Annotated in this window: 20 protein-coding genes; all 20 read right to left on the bottom strand. The window is 66.7% G+C overall.

Going from position 1 to position 14,962, the window contains the following annotated elements:
* Window positions 1–158: 158 nt before the first annotated feature.
* Window positions 159–1,796 (bottom strand): hypothetical protein, encoded by a 1,638-nt coding sequence (locus tag ACFFGN_RS19020; protein WP_380049362.1) that lies wholly within the window; start codon window positions 1,794–1,796, stop codon window positions 159–161.
* A gap of 22 nt (window positions 1,797–1,818) precedes the next feature.
* Complete coding sequence (gene terL, locus ACFFGN_RS19015; RefSeq protein ID WP_380049360.1) at window positions 1,819–4,287, bottom strand: phage terminase large subunit; 2,469 nt, start codon at window positions 4,285–4,287, stop codon at window positions 1,819–1,821.
* The gene (locus ACFFGN_RS19010; RefSeq protein ID WP_380049358.1) at window positions 4,284–4,436 is read right to left on the bottom strand and encodes a hypothetical protein; all 153 of its coding nucleotides are present in this window, start codon (window positions 4,434–4,436) and stop codon (window positions 4,284–4,286) included. The genes terL and ACFFGN_RS19010 overlap by 4 nt, the downstream gene beginning before the upstream one ends.
* Window positions 4,437–4,441: 5 nt before the next feature.
* Window positions 4,442–5,359: a PKD domain-containing protein gene (locus tag ACFFGN_RS19005; RefSeq protein ID WP_380049356.1), complete on the bottom strand. Its 918-nt coding sequence runs from the start codon at window positions 5,357–5,359 to the stop codon at window positions 4,442–4,444.
* Complete coding sequence (locus ACFFGN_RS19000; protein WP_380049354.1) at window positions 5,359–7,524, bottom strand: right-handed parallel beta-helix repeat-containing protein; 2,166 nt, start codon at window positions 7,522–7,524, stop codon at window positions 5,359–5,361. Before ACFFGN_RS19000 ends, ACFFGN_RS19005 begins: the two co-directional genes overlap by 1 nt.
* The gene (locus tag ACFFGN_RS18995; RefSeq protein WP_380049352.1) at window positions 7,521–8,396 is read right to left on the bottom strand and encodes a hypothetical protein; all 876 of its coding nucleotides are present in this window, start codon (window positions 8,394–8,396) and stop codon (window positions 7,521–7,523) included. Before ACFFGN_RS18995 ends, ACFFGN_RS19000 begins: the two co-directional genes overlap by 4 nt.
* A gap of 376 nt (window positions 8,397–8,772) precedes the next feature.
* Complete coding sequence (locus ACFFGN_RS18990) at window positions 8,773–9,054, bottom strand: hypothetical protein (RefSeq protein WP_380049350.1); 282 nt, start codon at window positions 9,052–9,054, stop codon at window positions 8,773–8,775.
* 840 nt (window positions 9,055–9,894) lie between these two features.
* Window positions 9,895–10,149: a hypothetical protein gene (locus ACFFGN_RS18985; protein ID WP_380049348.1), complete on the bottom strand. Its 255-nt coding sequence runs from the start codon at window positions 10,147–10,149 to the stop codon at window positions 9,895–9,897.
* On the bottom strand, window positions 10,146–10,346 hold the full coding sequence (locus tag ACFFGN_RS18980; protein ID WP_380049346.1) for a hypothetical protein: 201 nt from the start codon (window positions 10,344–10,346) through the stop codon (window positions 10,146–10,148). Before ACFFGN_RS18980 ends, ACFFGN_RS18985 begins: the two co-directional genes overlap by 4 nt.
* Window positions 10,343–10,531 (bottom strand): hypothetical protein, encoded by a 189-nt coding sequence (locus ACFFGN_RS18975; protein ID WP_380049344.1) that lies wholly within the window; start codon window positions 10,529–10,531, stop codon window positions 10,343–10,345. Before ACFFGN_RS18975 ends, ACFFGN_RS18980 begins: the two co-directional genes overlap by 4 nt.
* A complete protein-coding gene (locus tag ACFFGN_RS18970) occupies window positions 10,528–10,659 on the bottom strand; it encodes a hypothetical protein (protein WP_380049342.1) in 132 nt (43 codons plus the stop codon). The genes ACFFGN_RS18975 and ACFFGN_RS18970 overlap by 4 nt, the downstream gene beginning before the upstream one ends.
* A gap of 55 nt (window positions 10,660–10,714) precedes the next feature.
* Window positions 10,715–11,005 (bottom strand): hypothetical protein, encoded by a 291-nt coding sequence (locus ACFFGN_RS18965; protein ID WP_380049340.1) that lies wholly within the window; start codon window positions 11,003–11,005, stop codon window positions 10,715–10,717.
* A complete protein-coding gene (locus ACFFGN_RS18960) occupies window positions 11,002–11,643 on the bottom strand; it encodes a DUF6221 family protein (RefSeq protein WP_380049338.1) in 642 nt (213 codons plus the stop codon). Before ACFFGN_RS18960 ends, ACFFGN_RS18965 begins: the two co-directional genes overlap by 4 nt.
* Window positions 11,640–11,888: a hypothetical protein gene (locus ACFFGN_RS18955; RefSeq protein ID WP_380049336.1), complete on the bottom strand. Its 249-nt coding sequence runs from the start codon at window positions 11,886–11,888 to the stop codon at window positions 11,640–11,642. Before ACFFGN_RS18955 ends, ACFFGN_RS18960 begins: the two co-directional genes overlap by 4 nt.
* Window positions 11,885–12,223 carry a hypothetical protein gene (locus ACFFGN_RS18950; protein ID WP_380049334.1) on the bottom strand — a complete coding sequence of 113 codons (339 nt, stop codon included), beginning with the start codon at window positions 12,221–12,223 and terminating at the stop codon, window positions 11,885–11,887. The genes ACFFGN_RS18955 and ACFFGN_RS18950 overlap by 4 nt, the downstream gene beginning before the upstream one ends.
* A 183-nt stretch (window positions 12,224–12,406) precedes the next feature.
* Window positions 12,407–13,261 carry a nucleotidyl transferase family protein gene (locus ACFFGN_RS18945; RefSeq protein ID WP_380049332.1) on the bottom strand — a complete coding sequence of 285 codons (855 nt, stop codon included), beginning with the start codon at window positions 13,259–13,261 and terminating at the stop codon, window positions 12,407–12,409.
* Window positions 13,261–13,659: a hypothetical protein gene (locus tag ACFFGN_RS18940; RefSeq protein ID WP_380049330.1), complete on the bottom strand. Its 399-nt coding sequence runs from the start codon at window positions 13,657–13,659 to the stop codon at window positions 13,261–13,263. Before ACFFGN_RS18940 ends, ACFFGN_RS18945 begins: the two co-directional genes overlap by 1 nt.
* On the bottom strand, window positions 13,656–13,940 hold the full coding sequence (locus ACFFGN_RS18935) for a hypothetical protein (protein ID WP_380049328.1): 285 nt from the start codon (window positions 13,938–13,940) through the stop codon (window positions 13,656–13,658). Before ACFFGN_RS18935 ends, ACFFGN_RS18940 begins: the two co-directional genes overlap by 4 nt.
* Complete coding sequence (locus ACFFGN_RS18930; protein ID WP_380049326.1) at window positions 13,937–14,596, bottom strand: hypothetical protein; 660 nt, start codon at window positions 14,594–14,596, stop codon at window positions 13,937–13,939. The genes ACFFGN_RS18935 and ACFFGN_RS18930 overlap by 4 nt, the downstream gene beginning before the upstream one ends.
* A 5-nt stretch (window positions 14,597–14,601) precedes the next feature.
* Complete coding sequence (locus ACFFGN_RS18925) at window positions 14,602–14,895, bottom strand: hypothetical protein (RefSeq protein WP_380049324.1); 294 nt, start codon at window positions 14,893–14,895, stop codon at window positions 14,602–14,604.
* Between the last annotated feature and the right edge of the window lie 67 nt (window positions 14,896–14,962).

Raw genomic sequence — 14,962 nt, 5'->3', positions numbered from 1 at the left:
CGCGAGCAGCTCAGCGACAGCCGTCTCGAGGTCACCGGCCACTTCGTCCCAGGCGCGCGCCCAGGCCGCGACCAGTTCCCGTTCCCGCTGGTTGGTGACCTTCAGAAGGTCGGTCCGCAGCTGCTGGGCGAGTCGGACCGCTCCGGGAGTGATCGGCATCAGGCGTCAGCCGGCGGGTCGTCGTCTTCCTCGTCGTCGCCTAGGAGGCTCGCGGGGTCTCGGCCTTGCCGGAACGCGTCGACCGCGGCCTGTCCGGCAGTGGCTTCCGGGTCCTTGTAGTTGCCTTCGTCGTCGGTGACCTCGTCGAGGATTTCGTCGATGTCGTCGACCTTCAACGCCTGCAGCAGCAGCCGTAGCGTGACCAGCGGCGGCAGTTTCATGGTGCCGTCGGCCTCGACGATTGCCTTGACGAGGGTGTCGACCGGGGTGGACTTGAAGTCCGGCCACGAGATGTCGATGGTGCGGTCGTCGTTGTCGGGCAGTTCGACCAGGACACGGTTGCGTTCCCGGCGCACGGTGCCCTTCAGGGCGCCCTTCGGTGCCCGTACGGCCCAGTCGATGACGTGGTTCAGGATGTCCATGCGGAACTCGGTCCACAGCGCGCGGCGCAACGTCATGGTCAGTTCGGTCGGCTGGTCCAGCGTCTCGGCGACCGCGCGGGCACCGTTCATGCCCGGGTCGCCCAGCAGCATCGTCACCGGCACGTCGAGCGCGGCAGCGACCATCGCGGCGAGGGGCCGACCGGAGTCGGCGTCGATGGTGGCGCCGGTCTTCGGGATCGCCTCGAGTGTCGTGTTCGGGTCGGTGACCACGGTAGAGCCGACACCGGCAGGGTTGCCGCCGCGCGCCTCCATACCTGGGGCGGCGGAAATCTTTCCCGCGACGGTCTTGGCGCGGTCCCCGCGGGTCTTGGCCTGCCAAGCGAACCGGGCCAGTGCCTTCATCAGCACCGACCACTGCTCAAGGAACTCTTTGTACGAGCGGGCCCAGGGAATCGCGGCGAACGCGTCAGGGATACCGCGCGTCGATCCGGTCGGCCGGTTCACCGTGACCATGCGGACAGGGGCGTCCCACTTGACCTCAGCGCCGTCGATGTAGCGGGGCCGCTGCCCGGCCGGCGGTTCGTAGCCCAGCGCCGGGTAGTAGACGGTGCGCCACATCTCGGTCATGCGTTCACCGACCACGGCGCGTTCGACGTACTCACGCTTGTAGTACCAGACCGTGACCTGGTCCTCGGGGTCGGTGATGATGTCGGTGATCTGCTCGACCGGGAGCCACCGCACCTGCACCCGGCCGGTCATCGGGTCGGTGAACAGCGCCGCGGCCAGCTCACCGTCGGTGTAGGCCGCGCGTTCCATCTCCTCGTGCGCCTGCGCACCGGAGAACGTCTTGACGTTGCCTGGGTCGTCGAGGAATTCCTGCACGACCGCGTTGACGTCCTGGCCGTCGTCGGACTGGTCCCGGACCGTCATCGTGACGCCCTGGCCATGAATGTAGGCCGTCCGCAGCGACAGGCCCCGCTTCATCAGCGGGTTCATCACGGCCATGATTCGGCACAGGTCCCGGATCTGGGCGCGGCCGGAGTCGGACAGTTCGTGCTGGGCCTGCATCGACAGCCGGGTCCAGCCGCGGTCCTCGAACGCGAGCTGCGCGTCGGCGAGGGACTCCTGCACGACCTCGAGAGTGTTAGCGTACGCGGTGATCTGGTCCTCGAGGTGAGCGACCCGGAGCAGGCTCTTTTCGCGGTCCGCCTCGTACAGGGTGGGCTGTGTCCACGGGTCGGTGCTGTTGGCCATGCGGGTCACCTCCAGACAGGGGCTAGTAGGGCGAGATGGCGTAGCCGAGTTCGTCGAGTTCCTCGAACTCCTCAGGCTGCTGCTCGTCGGTTTCGGCGAGCAGCGGGGCAAGCACGAGCCGGTTCAGGGCCTGCGACATGGCGTCAACCTGGTCGTCGTGCTTCCCGTTCGGGAACCCGGCCGCCTCGTCGATGAACAACCCCACCCACGGGGCAAGCTCGGGAGCGGGCAGGTGCACGTTCCCGGCCTCAACCAGTGGCGACACGGCCGCGGCACGGGCCTCTTTCGAGTCGGTCGGGTTCTCAGGGACGATGCCGGGAACCTTGTGGCGCAGCGAGTTGATCACCGCGGCGCCGTTGGCCTTCTCTTCAACGATCTTCAGCAGGGCCTGCGGCCACTTCGCCGCTAGTTGTCGAACTGCCTGGCAGGTGGCGACGAAATCCATGCGGTCGTGGACCTGGTCGAGCAGGTAGGCGTCGGCGCCTCGCCGCATCCACACCTGCCCAACGACGTAGTCGCTACTGGACAGGTCCTTGAACGCCATGTCCCACGACATGATCAGCTCGTCGGCGTGGGTGACGATGTGGGACTTGTCGTCGCGTACCAGCCACAGCGGCTGGTCGTACTGCTGCCACCAGTCCCGCTTGAACGCGTTGCCCTCAGCGGGACTGGGCCGTCCCTGGTAGAGGGCGGTCCAGGTACGGGAGCCCTTCGACGTGATCGCGGTGGCTTTGCGGCGCTCCCACTGTTCCGGGGTGCGGCGCCGCGCGGACACCATGAACTCGCCCGGTCGGCGGCCGAGCGGGTCGGTTTCGCCTTTAGCGGGGTCGTGGTCGGCCTGGGCCGGGATGTTGATGACCCGCCACAGGCCCGGTTCATGTGCCAGGAGCCGCCCGGCAAGGTCGTCTTCGTGCCACCTGGTCAGGATCAGCAGCACCGGGGCACCGGGTGCGAGTCGTGTGGAGGCGACGTCGGTCCACCAGTCCCACACGTTCTCCCGGTACGTCTCCGAGTCGGCCTCTTTGCGGTCCTTGATCGGATCGTCGATCACCAGCAGGTCAGCAGGGCGGCCGGTCAAACCAGCGCCGATACCGACCGACAGGACGCCACCTTCGTGGCCAGCCAACGACCACTCGTGCGCGGCACCATTGTCGGGCGCGATCTGCAGGCCCAGGCTCGGGTGGGTGAGGACCCGAGTGCGGATGGCCTTGCCGTTGCGGTTGGCGAGGTTCTGACCGTACGAGGCGACAACGACCCGGCAGTCCTTGTTCTGGGTCAGGACCCAGGTCGGGAAGTCGGCCGCTGCCCTCGTGCTGTTGTGCGTTGGCAGCAGTGTTCGGCCGGCTAAGTAGGTGTGGTCTGGGCTGTCGACCTCGATGCAGCGCGTGGGCACGGACGATGTCGGGGTTGCCTTCACGTACCGGATGCGTGCGACGGACGAGTCCTTGCAACGCTCGGCCTTGCGGGTGATGTGCGCCGCGTCTTTCAGGTAGAACCGGACCCGGTACTTCGGGCCGCAGTCTCGGCCGTTGATGGTCGCGCGGCCTTGGGTCATGACCGCCTTGGCGCCGAGCGTGAACACCAGGTCGCGTACGCCCTCAGCCAGTTGCTTGCTGGTGGAGCAGTACTCCACCTGCCCCTTCGGCATGACGTAACCGTCGGTATCGACTAGGCCTTGCAGCAGTGCGAGCCGCTGCTTCTGCGAGGCCCGCAGGTAGCGGATCGGGATGTGCTTGTTGCCCCACACCCCCAGTTCGATAAGGGCCAGCCGGATCGGGCTGGGGTGCGAGCTGCCACCCTGCGGAGCCAGGCTCCACAGGTACTTGCCGGATGCCTTCCGGCAAGGGACGCCGGCGTCACGGATGCGCCCGACGATCTCGAGGTCGGCGACGGTGATCCGCGCCGAGGTGCTGTGTCCATCGCCGAGCCATGCACCGAGCACGTACGGGTCGATAGGCAGGTCTGCGTCGGGCAGGTCAAGGTCGGCCGGTCCGGTGATCTGGGCGTTCTTGTTGCGTGGCTTGGCCAGCACCGTCGTTTCGACGAGTCGTTCGCGGCTGCGACGTGAGAGCTTGGCCGGCCACTCGTGTGCGGCGTCGGCGGTGATCCGTTCGCCGTCGCCGGTCGTCACGTTGTAGCAGGGCCGGCCAGTCCAGGTCGGCGACACCCACGTCACCTTGCACGGGCGGCCATGCCGGTCGAACACCTGGTCGCCGACCTTGAGCTCGCCCATCGTGGTCCAGCCAGCCGGCGTGGCGATCGGTGTGTCGAGCGCCAGCGCCTTGCCCTCTTGGGGTGGCATGGACACGATGAGGCGTCCGTCGGGTATGTCGAGGAGCCTGACGAGTTCGGCGTCGATGAGGTCCAGGGCGGGTGTCTGGACCGTTTTGGGGTTCATGTGGCGGGCTAGGTCGCCGGGGGTGGCCCAGCGCCGCTCGGGTGTTTCGAAGGCGCGGGCGGCGTATTCCCAGGGGGACAGTGCGGTGGTCACCGGGCGTCCCGGTGGCAGGTGTGCATCGCGATCGCGTTGCGGTCGATGGTGAGCATGGTGCCTCCGTCCGGGTCCGGCACCTCCCGGACGGCGTACGAGAGGTGGATGTGCATGCCGCAGATCCGGCACCGGAACACCAGACGGTGCATGGGACCTATACCCAGGCCCCCGCTTGGCGGGTCAGGACGTTGATGGGTTCCCAGTGGGCGGTTTCGCCGGTGCCGACCCGAACGAACTTGTCGTGCGGCAGCACGGTGACCTGCACTGTGTCTGGGGCGGACATGGTGACGCCGTCACCGACCCGCAGCGAGAACGTCACCGCGGCGCCGTCCAGGTCGGCCGGGGCCGGGAACGTCGGGGACGCGGCGCTGCTGCTCGACAGGGCCACGGCCGGGCCGGCGGTTTGGGTCCACTCGTACACCGACGGCGAGCCGGTGGAGCCGGTGCCGTTGAGGGTGACGGTGGTGAACGGTTCCACGTCGGCCTGGTCCGGGCCGGCGTCAGCGACACCAGCGAACGCGGTGGTGTATTCGACGTGGAGTTTCGGGGCGTCGGCGGGGGTGCCGTCGTAGGCGGTGAAGTTGATCTGCCCCGAGACTTGGCCGGGCTGGTTGTCGCGGATGAACAGCATGACGGCGTTGCCGGAGGCCCATGCGCCTTGGTCGACGATCTCCTGCAGGATCGTCTTCAGTTCGGGGCTGTTGACCGGGGTGCCGATCGTCCAGGCCGGGAACGGCCCGAGGACCGATGCGGTGGTGCGGGGCAGCGCGTTCGCTGCGGTCCGGGTGGTTGGCGCGACCGGGTCGGTCTGCAGGCACCCGTCGAACAGCAGATCAGGGGCCGGGGCGTTGATACCGGCCGGTTTCACGGTCAGGTACGCGGTGGTGATGGTGGCGCCGGCGGGGATGGTGACGTTGTCGAACCGGACGAGCACGCACCGGTCGAGGTCGGTGGGTGAGGCGTCACCGGCGCGGAGGACGGTGGCGGTGGTGGAGAAGATCGAGATCCCGGCCGCGGTGGACCAGGACAGGTCGTCGGTGCCTGCGGCGAGTGCCAGGTCGAGGGTGGGCATCAGGCGGTCCAGGACACTTGCAGGTTCGCGGACAGGGCGGGGTCGGTTTCGTAGCCGTTGAACACGACCTGTGCGGCGGCGCCTCCGACGAGTCCTTCGACGGCGTCGTTCACGAACACGGTGAGCGCGTTCCCGCTGACCCAGTCGGTTTGGTTGACGAGTTCCTGCAGCACGGCCGCGATGTCAGGGGAGGTGTTCCAGGCGTTGATGAGCCACGACGTGAGTGTCCATGGCACCTGGGTCGTGGTGCGGGGTTTGGCGTTGACGTTGGCGCGGGTGGTGGGCGCGAACGAGTTCCCGGCCTTCTCGGCGTTGATCGTCAACGGGGGCAGGCCACCGGTGCGGCCTACGCCGTACAGGTGAAGGCGCGCGGCGATGATCGTGGCGTTTTTCGGGATGGTGATCCCGGTGAACCGTAGCCAGGCGTGCCGGTCGCGGTCTTCTTCGGTGACGTCACCGAGGTAGATCTTGGTGCGGGTCGCGGAGAAGTCCGGCACGACGGTGTTGCGCCAGTTGCCGTCGTCAGCGCCGGCGGTGATCTGCCACCCGGGGCGGGGAGCGGACAGTAGGGTGCCGCCGAGTTCTTGGCCGGCGGATTGGACGTTGGTCCAGGTGCGTTGTCCGCCGTTCAGCATCCAGTTCGCGCGGCCGGGGGCTTCGGCGCGGTAGGTGTTGTTGCGGAACGTGTTGTTTTTGCCGGTGCCGGACTGCATGTACGGGGCGGGGTCGGCGGTGGACAGGGTGCCGATGCCGGAGATGTTCTCGTCAGCGCGCAGCCCGGACGTGTAGGCGGGGCGGGCAGTGCCGTTGTACCGGTACCCGGCGGGGGTGGTGTGGCTGACGATGGTGACGTCGTTCAGCTCGACGAGCAGGTTCCGGGTTTCCCAGTTCGGGTGCGCGGTGGAGGGGCCGCGGTTGCCGCGGTGCTGCGCGAAGATGCCGTTCTGGTTGGGGCCCAGGATGTTGTGGTGCACGTACACGTCGGCCGAGTTGTTGATGTTGATGCCGCCGCCGGCGAACCCTGAGTAGCCGGTGAATCCGGTTTCGCCTGCGTGGTCGGCGACGAATTCGTAGCCGTTGTAGGCGACGTAGTTGTGGGCGATTTCGCCGCCCCACGAGATCTCGTGGCGGATACCGTCGGCGTAGTTGTACTCGATGCGGTTCCGCAGGATCTTCGTGTTCTCGTTGTCGATGTCGACCCAGCAGCCGAGGCCACGGTTGTGGTGCGAGTAGTTGTCCTGGAACCGGGCCCCGACCGAGGATGAGATTTTGATGGCGCCGGATTCCCAGTCGTCAGGCCGGTAGCCGCCGGTGTTGTTGTAGGCGAACTCGTTGAACTCCCACAGGGTGCCGTGGGACCGGTAGTTCGAGCCGCCCATCTGGCCGTCGCGGAGGAACGTGTTGTGGTGCACCCACGTCTGGTTGCTGTCGGCGAGGTATAGGCCGATGGCGCGGTTGTCGGACAGGTCGCTGTAGGCGACCTCGCAGCCGATGCCGCGCAGCCACACGGCGCCTTGCTGCGACGGGGACGCGGCGTGCTTGGCGACGATCCCGACGACCTTCACCTGCCATGCGGCGGTGGAGATGATCTGGGGTGCTTTCGCGATCTCGACGAGCTTCCCTGACGGGTTCACGTTGATGTAGGTGCGGTCTGCGGCGTAGTCCTGGTAGAACCGGCCTGGCAGCGACGGGTCACCGGCCGTGTCGAGCTCGGCCATGGTCATGACGCGGCGCAACAACTGCCCGTTGACCCACACCGATTCGCGTTTGCGGCACGACCCGTTCGTGAGTTCGCACTGCACGGTGGTCGGTTCGGTGTAGTCGGGCAGGGTGGTCGCGTGCCACCAGTGGCCGGCGCCGTCGCTGGTCCAGGTGCCGTTGAGTTCGAGGGAGCCGGACAGGACGGTGCGGTCGCCGTTGGACAGGGTTTGGCCGAGGATTTTCTGTCCGGCAAGTGGTACGAGCGCGGTGGTGCCGCGGTATGGTGCGCCGCCTGCTTTGGGGCGGACGAGGATGACTTTGTTGGTTCCGGCTGTGGTGAGCACGGTTTGGATGTCGGCGAGGTCGCCGCCGTTGACGACGTAGTCGTAGGCGGGTTCGGGGTCGACGGGGTCGTGGCCGCGTCGTACCCACAGTCCGCCTTGCCGGAGCCGGGTGGTGGTCATGGTGAGACGAACCAGTAGTCGCCTTCTTTGGCGGCTGCGCCGGGGTCGTGGGCTGCGTCGGAGCCGAAGACGACTTTGAGGTGGGCTTGGGGGGTGGCGTCCCAGGTGGCGGTGCCGGGGTTGTAGTCGCAGGCGACCATGACTTTGGGGGCGAGGATGTCCTGGGTGCCGCGTTCGTTGCCGATCATCAAGTCGCCGCCGCCGGGTACGCCGGTCAGGTCTGTGAAGGCTCCTGAGGTGGCGATGGCGGCGAGGCCGGAGGTGTCACCGGGGGGGCCTTGTAGCGAGTCGAGCCATTCGGCGCGGGTGCCGACGAATCCTTCAGCGACGGCTACTTCGTAGGCGTCGGGGCCTTCGGGGCCGGGGTCACCGGGCGGGCCGGGCTCGGTGGAGACCAGTGATGCGAGCCACGCTGCTTTGGTGCCGCCGAACCCGTTCTCGACCGCGACGTCGTAGGCCGACTTCCCTTCGAGGCCGGGCACGACAACGACGCCCTGCCCCTCAGGTACGGGCGCGAGAGCGCCGTACAGGAGCGGGTCAGGGCCGGGCGGGACGTGAATGAAGTACGTGTTCGTGAACCCGGGCGGGGTGACCTGGCCCGGGACGTCTGGGTATTCGAGTTCCTCGACGACGCGGTGGGTGTATTCCGACTGGAGCATGTCGGGGTCGGCGACGCGGACGGTCAGGGTCGCGGTTCCGCTGCTGTCGAGGGTGACGGTGACGGGCCGGGAGTACCAGGCGGTGGCTTCGTCGGTGGCTTCGACGTAGGGGACGGTGGGGGTGATGGTGACGGTGCCGGTCATGGGGTTGCCGCGGTCGTCTTCGTAGGTGCGTTGAAGGACGCGGTCGTCCCATTCGGAGGGGATCGGCATAGCGGGTTCACCTCCGGGGGCTCGGTGTTCGTCCCTGGGCCCGGCCGCACCTCACAGCGGTCGGGCCCAGGGCCGTCGGGGTATGCCAAGTCGTTACCAAGTTCGGCTGGGAGTTGGCATAGGTCTTGGAGCCGCGTACGTCCCCTGTTGATCCGGTGGCACCTGGAACCGGGGCGGGGGACGTACGCGGGTGGTCAACCGCGCTAGTTGCGGGACCGGGCGTGGCCGTTAGCCGACCGCGCGTTCAGGGGGAATGCGAAACGCCCCGAGCCGTGGGCTTCGGGGCGTTCATCAACTAGCCGATGGGGCTAGGGCTTGCTGCACCTGGTGCAGCGACTAGGGCATAGCGCTGCCCTGAAATGGATTATGTAACTTCTCAAGCCACCATGTCCAGTCGCCTCGCCGCACGGCTCCGGGTAGACGGCCGGGCAGGCATCGCTTCGGCCAGCTCGAGCACGTCGAACGCGTTCACGACGAGCCGCTTGGATCGCATGTCGCACGCCGAGGCCAAGAGCCCACGCCGGATCCAGTCCCGGATCGTGGCCTCGGGCCGGCCAGTGGTGTAGACCGCGACCGAGGGAGCGATCCACTGCGGCTGACGGTCAGGCCGCCGCGCGGCCTTTCGATCCTGTGCTCGGCAGTCGGCAATGTCGATCATTGCTGTTCATCCCGCCTTGGGAGGCTAGCGAGAGACACAAACTTTGGATCGCTGTTGATTCGATAGCGAGCCCGTCGCACCGCAGCCGGAGTGCGTCCAAGCAGACCGGCTATCTGACGCGCCGTTAGGTCATAACGACTTGCGACTTCCAGTTCCGGGCCGGTCCACTCCTTGCCATTGTTTCTCGGATGAGGAACGGAAGCATTCCATCTGACCCAAAAGGCATGGCTTGCAGACCTGCATTCAGGGCACCGACAGCCGCGCCCGTATCCTGTGTTGGTGCCGTGGTCACTCACCTGGCCAGCTACACGCTGTCGGTGCTTTTGGTCGGCTGCCCGCTTTGCGGACACACACTCCTCGCAGCGGCAGCCAAAATTGTTATATGCATGGCTGGTGCCATGCCGAGCAGGTTTTCCCTCTTGGGCCTGATACCTGGCACGTTTCGCTTTGGCATCAGTTGCTGCTGCATCGCGGCATTCCGAGCACCTGCATCCGCAGTCACGGTATGTGGATGCGAGCCCGTGTGTTCGCTCCCACAGTTCGAGGTGATCTGGGTTCACACAGTCCGATGTGCCGCAGTTGATCCGGATCTTGTTGCCCGCTTTCAGCGGGCGCCCAGCCAGCAGAAGCGCGACACGTTGCGCATTGACCGGTGAAGAACGCTTCTGCCCTACGACATGTACATGGATTATCGGGCGCCCGTCACGTGCATGGTGGGCAGCGTTCCAGCGCCAGCAGCCGCCATGTAGCCGGTCAACTTTCGCTTCAAAACGCATCCGCAGGGCATCGTCGATCACAATGTCGGCCATCGCATGTCCTCCCGGTGAATCTGCGTTGCCTTCATGGTCGGGTCTCGGGGAGGCGGATGAAAGCGAGCCAGGCGTCAGCAGTTTTCGAATGCTGCTCATCGATTGCTTGGATCACGCTGTCGGGAATCCCGATCCTGCGGCCGATCTCCTGCAATGCGACATACCGCTGGCGGGTCTGTGCCCCCACCTCGGATTCGGGCATCACACGCCATGAAAAGTTCTCACTGAGAAGCGCCAGCACTTCAGCAGCGGGGCTACCCGGCGGGTAGGTGGGGATCTCGCTCATAGTCCACCTGCTTTCATCAGTTCGATGAGGGAGTCTGCGGGTCCGGTGTGAGCGCCCGCGTCCATGAACTCGACGGTGGTGACGATTCGGCGTTGCTGGTCGCGGAAGGTGTCGACGGTCGCCACGGTGCGGGCTCGGCCATGTTGCCGTACGACGTCACCGGGGACGAGCGCGGTGAGGGTGACCTGCTGACTCATGGCCCCCACCCTGCGTTCGGGTCGGCACCTTCGGGGAAGGTCTTGCAGCCAGGCTTGTGCAGGACGGGCGGTTGGCCATCAGCCCGGTACGAGCCGCAGCCGGCGCATTGCCCTTCGGCCTGGCCGAGTTCGGCCAGTTGTACCTGCTTCTGGGTCTTCAGCTGCTCTGGTGTCAGCTCGCTCATGACGTCTCCCGGAGGCGTTTCAGGTTGGTCTCGGCGGCTGCGCGGGCCTCGACAGCGGTGTAGCCCGTGGCGTCGCCGAGGGCTTTCATGCAGGCCGCGCCGTAGTCGTTCTCGGGGTAGGTGGTCACGAGACCGGCTCCATCTCGTAGTCGTCTGGGGCCTCGGTGGAGAACTCGGCGCCGCTCATCGGCTGATCTCGACATCAGTGAGGATGGTTTCGCCGTTTCGATGGATCACCATCGGCATTCCGTCAGGGAACTCGTAGACGTCGAAGGAGATGGTTTCGCCATCCCATAGGTGACCCTGCCAGACGCACGGGTTCCATTCAGGTTCTGGGAGTTCGTGGTCGTAGCCGGTGTGGATCATGATGGTGTCGCCGGCGGCCCAGCCTGGCCGGTTCATGATCTCTGCGATGACGTTGGACACGTCGGGTGGTACGCCGCCGTCCGGCCAGTCAATGGTCCAGTCGCTCATGGCCGCCACGCTTCCTGGTAGTCGGGGTGGTCGGCGTACGGCGAGGCGAGGTGCTTGATGTGGCGTGGTATGGGCGGGACAAACGGACCGCGCCGCTGTTCCTCGGGCAGGAGGCGCCGCCAGTACGACTCTTCGGTGTAGTCGAATCGCTGCCACCCGTTGTCGCCTTCTTCGACGTTCCGTTCCCAACCGGGCTCGGGTTCGAGCTTGTCGTTGTCGATGGGCGGTACGTCGGCGTCGTCCCAGTGTTTCCGCTGGCCCTCGGTGGTGCGGTACTCGTAGTCGGGGTGGGCGCGGTCAGCGTGCAGCTCGGAGGTTGGCCGAGCGCGCTGCCGTTCCCAGTACTCGGCATGCTTCGCGACCTCGGCCTGATAGTCCGCGAGGATGGCCCGCTTGGCTGCGATGTCGGCGAGGACCGCCGGATCGGGCACGGACTCCATGTACCGCTTGTTGTACTCCGCGTCCGGCAGTGAGTCCCACCAGTCGTCGCGTTCCAACTTGAACCGCGTCCAGCCGGGGTCCGGGCCGCCGAGCTCAACCGTGTGCGGCTGCTTCACGTCGCGTCGTTGCCGCATCCGGGTGCGTTCGGCCGCTTCGGCTTCGTCGTACCGGGCGGTGAGGAACTCGGTCAGCGTCATGCTGCGGCCTTCCGTTCGAGGCGGTGGGCGGCGAGAACGTGGTCGGTGGCGTGACGGTGGGCATCGGTCAGCAGTTCACCGATGGGATCGGGCAGCATGCCGCCGTCGTACCATCCAGCCGCGAGACCTGCGTACTTGCGCGGGTTGGCGCCCTTCATGAACTGGTTGCAGCTGCAGGTCGCGACGAACAGGGTGCCGACCATGCGAACGGTGACCTTGTGCGGAACCTGGTACCTGAGCTTCACTGCTTGCTCATCTCGGCGGCGTGCACGGGTTGGCAGACCTCGGGCCGGTACTGGCAGGTGTCCCAGTGGATGCCCGACTCGCTGTATTGCGTGCATCCTGAGCATTCAGGCCATCGCAGCTCTGCCGAGACGCTGAGCAGATCAGGCAGGCCGCTCCCGTTGTGCTCGGCTTTTCGGACCATGACGGCGAGGGTTGACCAGTCGCATTCGCCCTCCTTGCCGATCTTGAGGATCAGGTCGTGGACGGTTTCCGCAATGTTGCTGGGCGTGGTGGTGCTGGGCAGGGAAGCGATGGCGCGCCGCCGTGGCTTCGGTTCGTGAGGTGAGGTGCTCACTGGGTCTCCTAGAGGCTGGGGTCGAACTTGGGGCGGGCGTACCTGCCGGGTTTGCAGGCACCCCTGTGGCGTGGCTGGAAGCGGCATCCGCCGCGCGCGGTGGACCAGGTGTAGGTCTTCTCGCACCAGCGGCGAATGGTCGGCAGGCACCACCAGGTCGGCATCAGCGTCGGCCCTTCCGGTTCATGATGCTTCCTCGTGGATGATGCCGACCTTCAACCCGAGCCGGCGCAACATGTCGACGTCTTGCCGGTCCCCGCACGACGTGCAGTGAACACCGTGGCCGGTTTGGTCCCGGTACAGGGTCCCGCCACACAGCACATCCACCGGGACACCGGGGCGGGCAACGAGACGGACGCACATGCCGAGCGGGGCGGGCCGGTAGTCACCGACAGCGTCCTGCAAATGGCGCACGAGGGGCTTCAACTCGGTGTACAGGTCCGACACCCACGGCTGTGTCGTGATCCACCCGGCGTGCTGTGTGAGCAGCGCGCATTCGGAGGTGACTGTTGCGGCGACGGACCGGTATTCGGTGCAGTCGCAGTGTGCCACTGTGCAGGCTGGCTGTGTGGTGTCGTGGTGCGTTTCGGGGTCATGTCGGCAGCGGCAGGGCACGGTGAGGTGGCGTTCGTCGCGGACGAGTTGTGCCCAGCCGTGGATGAGGCCGAGGACGCCGCGGCCGGGGCGCCGTTCGAGCATGTCGATGACTTCGAGGCGCATGGGTGCGGGTGGGTCGGGGCGTTTGGTGTGGGCGGTTTCGGGGTTGCTGGTGACGGTGCCGTGTTCGACGACGAGGGGCAGGAGGGTGTAGGTGTCGGGGATTTGCTGGAGCCAGGTGTTGAGGCGTTTGCGGCAGGCGGGGCAGATGAGGGCGGGGGGTTCGACTTGGATGGGTTCGCGGCCGTGTTCGGTGGGTCGTGTGCAGCCGTTGAGGCAGTCCGTGGGGGGTACGGCTGTGTGGACGGGTTGTAGTCCCTGCTCGGGCTTATAAGTGCCCAAGTCCCGATTACCCCCCAACATGTGGCGCGCATCACTCATCAGAACAGGACCCCCTGCACCAGATCCACCGGCACGAAGTCCCGATCGGTCATCTCGTACACGTCGATGTGGCGGCACCGCGCACAGCAGAACGCATGCAGCGACCGGACCGGATGCGCTGGTCGACGTACAAGCGCACCGTACGTACGGCCAGAGCCGGTGCGGCGTTCACGAGACGGGGCCAAGATCGTGTCGCCCTCCGCCGGGTGCACGGTGCCCGTGGTCTTGAACTTCTGGCCCTCGTGCAGGCAGTCGGCCTGTTCGCATTTCTGCACGATGTGCGTGACGTTCGGGGCGAGGTGCCAGTCGTCCCAGGTGACGGCCCGGCCACAGTGCTCGGTAAGCGGCACGGCGGGTAGGTCGCGGACCTTGTCCCACACCAACGTCAGGCCGGTCACGATGCCGCCATCCGGTCCCGCAGCGCGCTCATCACCGTTGGCAGCTCGACCGGTTCACCCAGCCACTCCAGCACGTCAGCTAGGCCACGCCTGACGATCATGCGGGCTTCCCGACCGGCCTTCTGCACCGGGTCGAGGTAGCCGCCGACGAGGAGCACCTCAGCGCGCCCCGAGAAGGTGCGGGTGACGTAGCAGGTGCCTTCAGGCAGGTACGGCGACTCGACCACAGGCAGCGTGTTCACCAGGCTTACCGGGACATCGGCCAGGATCTTGCCGGTCACGTGTGTAGCCAATGCCAGGCCGGGCGCGCGGCCTCAGGGTCGATGGGGTCATACGGTGCATGAGGCCGCCGTACACGCGCCGACACGGTTTCGGTGACGGTCGCGGCGAACACGACAAGGTCGACAACCTCTGGGGCATGGACCTTGGCCACGATCGCGGGTAGGCATTCGCCTGTGCCGGAGTCGTGGACGATGGCGCCGACCCAGGGCATGTCGTCGGCGTCGGGTTTCCCGTCGTGGTACTGCGACTGGCCGGGCGCGGTCGACCAGGACGCGGCGGCCTTGAGTTTGAGTGCGGCTTTCAGCTCGGCGCGGAGATGCTCGGGGAGCGGCACCTGGTATGGCGTGGCGACCCACCGGACGAGTACCGCGCCGGGGTCTTCGCTTGACCAGATCTGGCCGTATCCGGGGTTGATGCCGTCGGAGCGGTGGAACCCTGCCGGGGTTTCCGGGTCGTCTAGGGGGCGGGGCACAATTTCCCAGCGGGAAATCTCGCGGATGCCGAGGTGGACGGGCCGGTCGGCGGTGACTGCGTTGGGGTTGATGCCGTTGCGGCGTAGCCAGGCGAGCAGGTAGTCATGCTCGACGGCTGGCATGTGCTCCGCGAGGCCACCCTCAGGGAGGGTGACGGTGGGGTCAAATGTGACGGCGGTCATCGGTGTCAGGCCTTCGCGGTGGCGAGGCGGCCGGGCACGGTCTCGTCGTACAGCATCTTGCCGGTCTGGGTGTCCCAGGCCTGTTCAGCGACGCGGCCGTGGCCGCCGGCCATACCTGCACTGGGGCCGTGGTACAGGACCCGTGTCACTTCGGCGTCGGCTGTGACGGCGAGGATCTGTTCGGCTTTGAGGCCGGTGGCTTGGGCGATGGCTTGGGTGAGGTGGTCGGTGATGGTGGCGCGGGGCTGGACCATCGGTGTGTAGGTCTTGGCGGGTTCGTCTGTGGTGAGGACGCTCATGCGGTGTGGGCCTTTCGCGGTGCGGTGAGGTGAGGCCTGTGCTGCTTTGCGGGCACCTTCTCGCAGC

Source organism: Kribbella deserti (assembly GCF_042434725.1).
Lineage (GTDB): Bacteria > Actinomycetota > Actinomycetes > Propionibacteriales > Kribbellaceae > Kribbella > Kribbella deserti.
The sequence above is the reverse complement of the archived record's forward strand: the minus strand, read 5'-3'. Positions and strand labels throughout refer to the sequence as shown.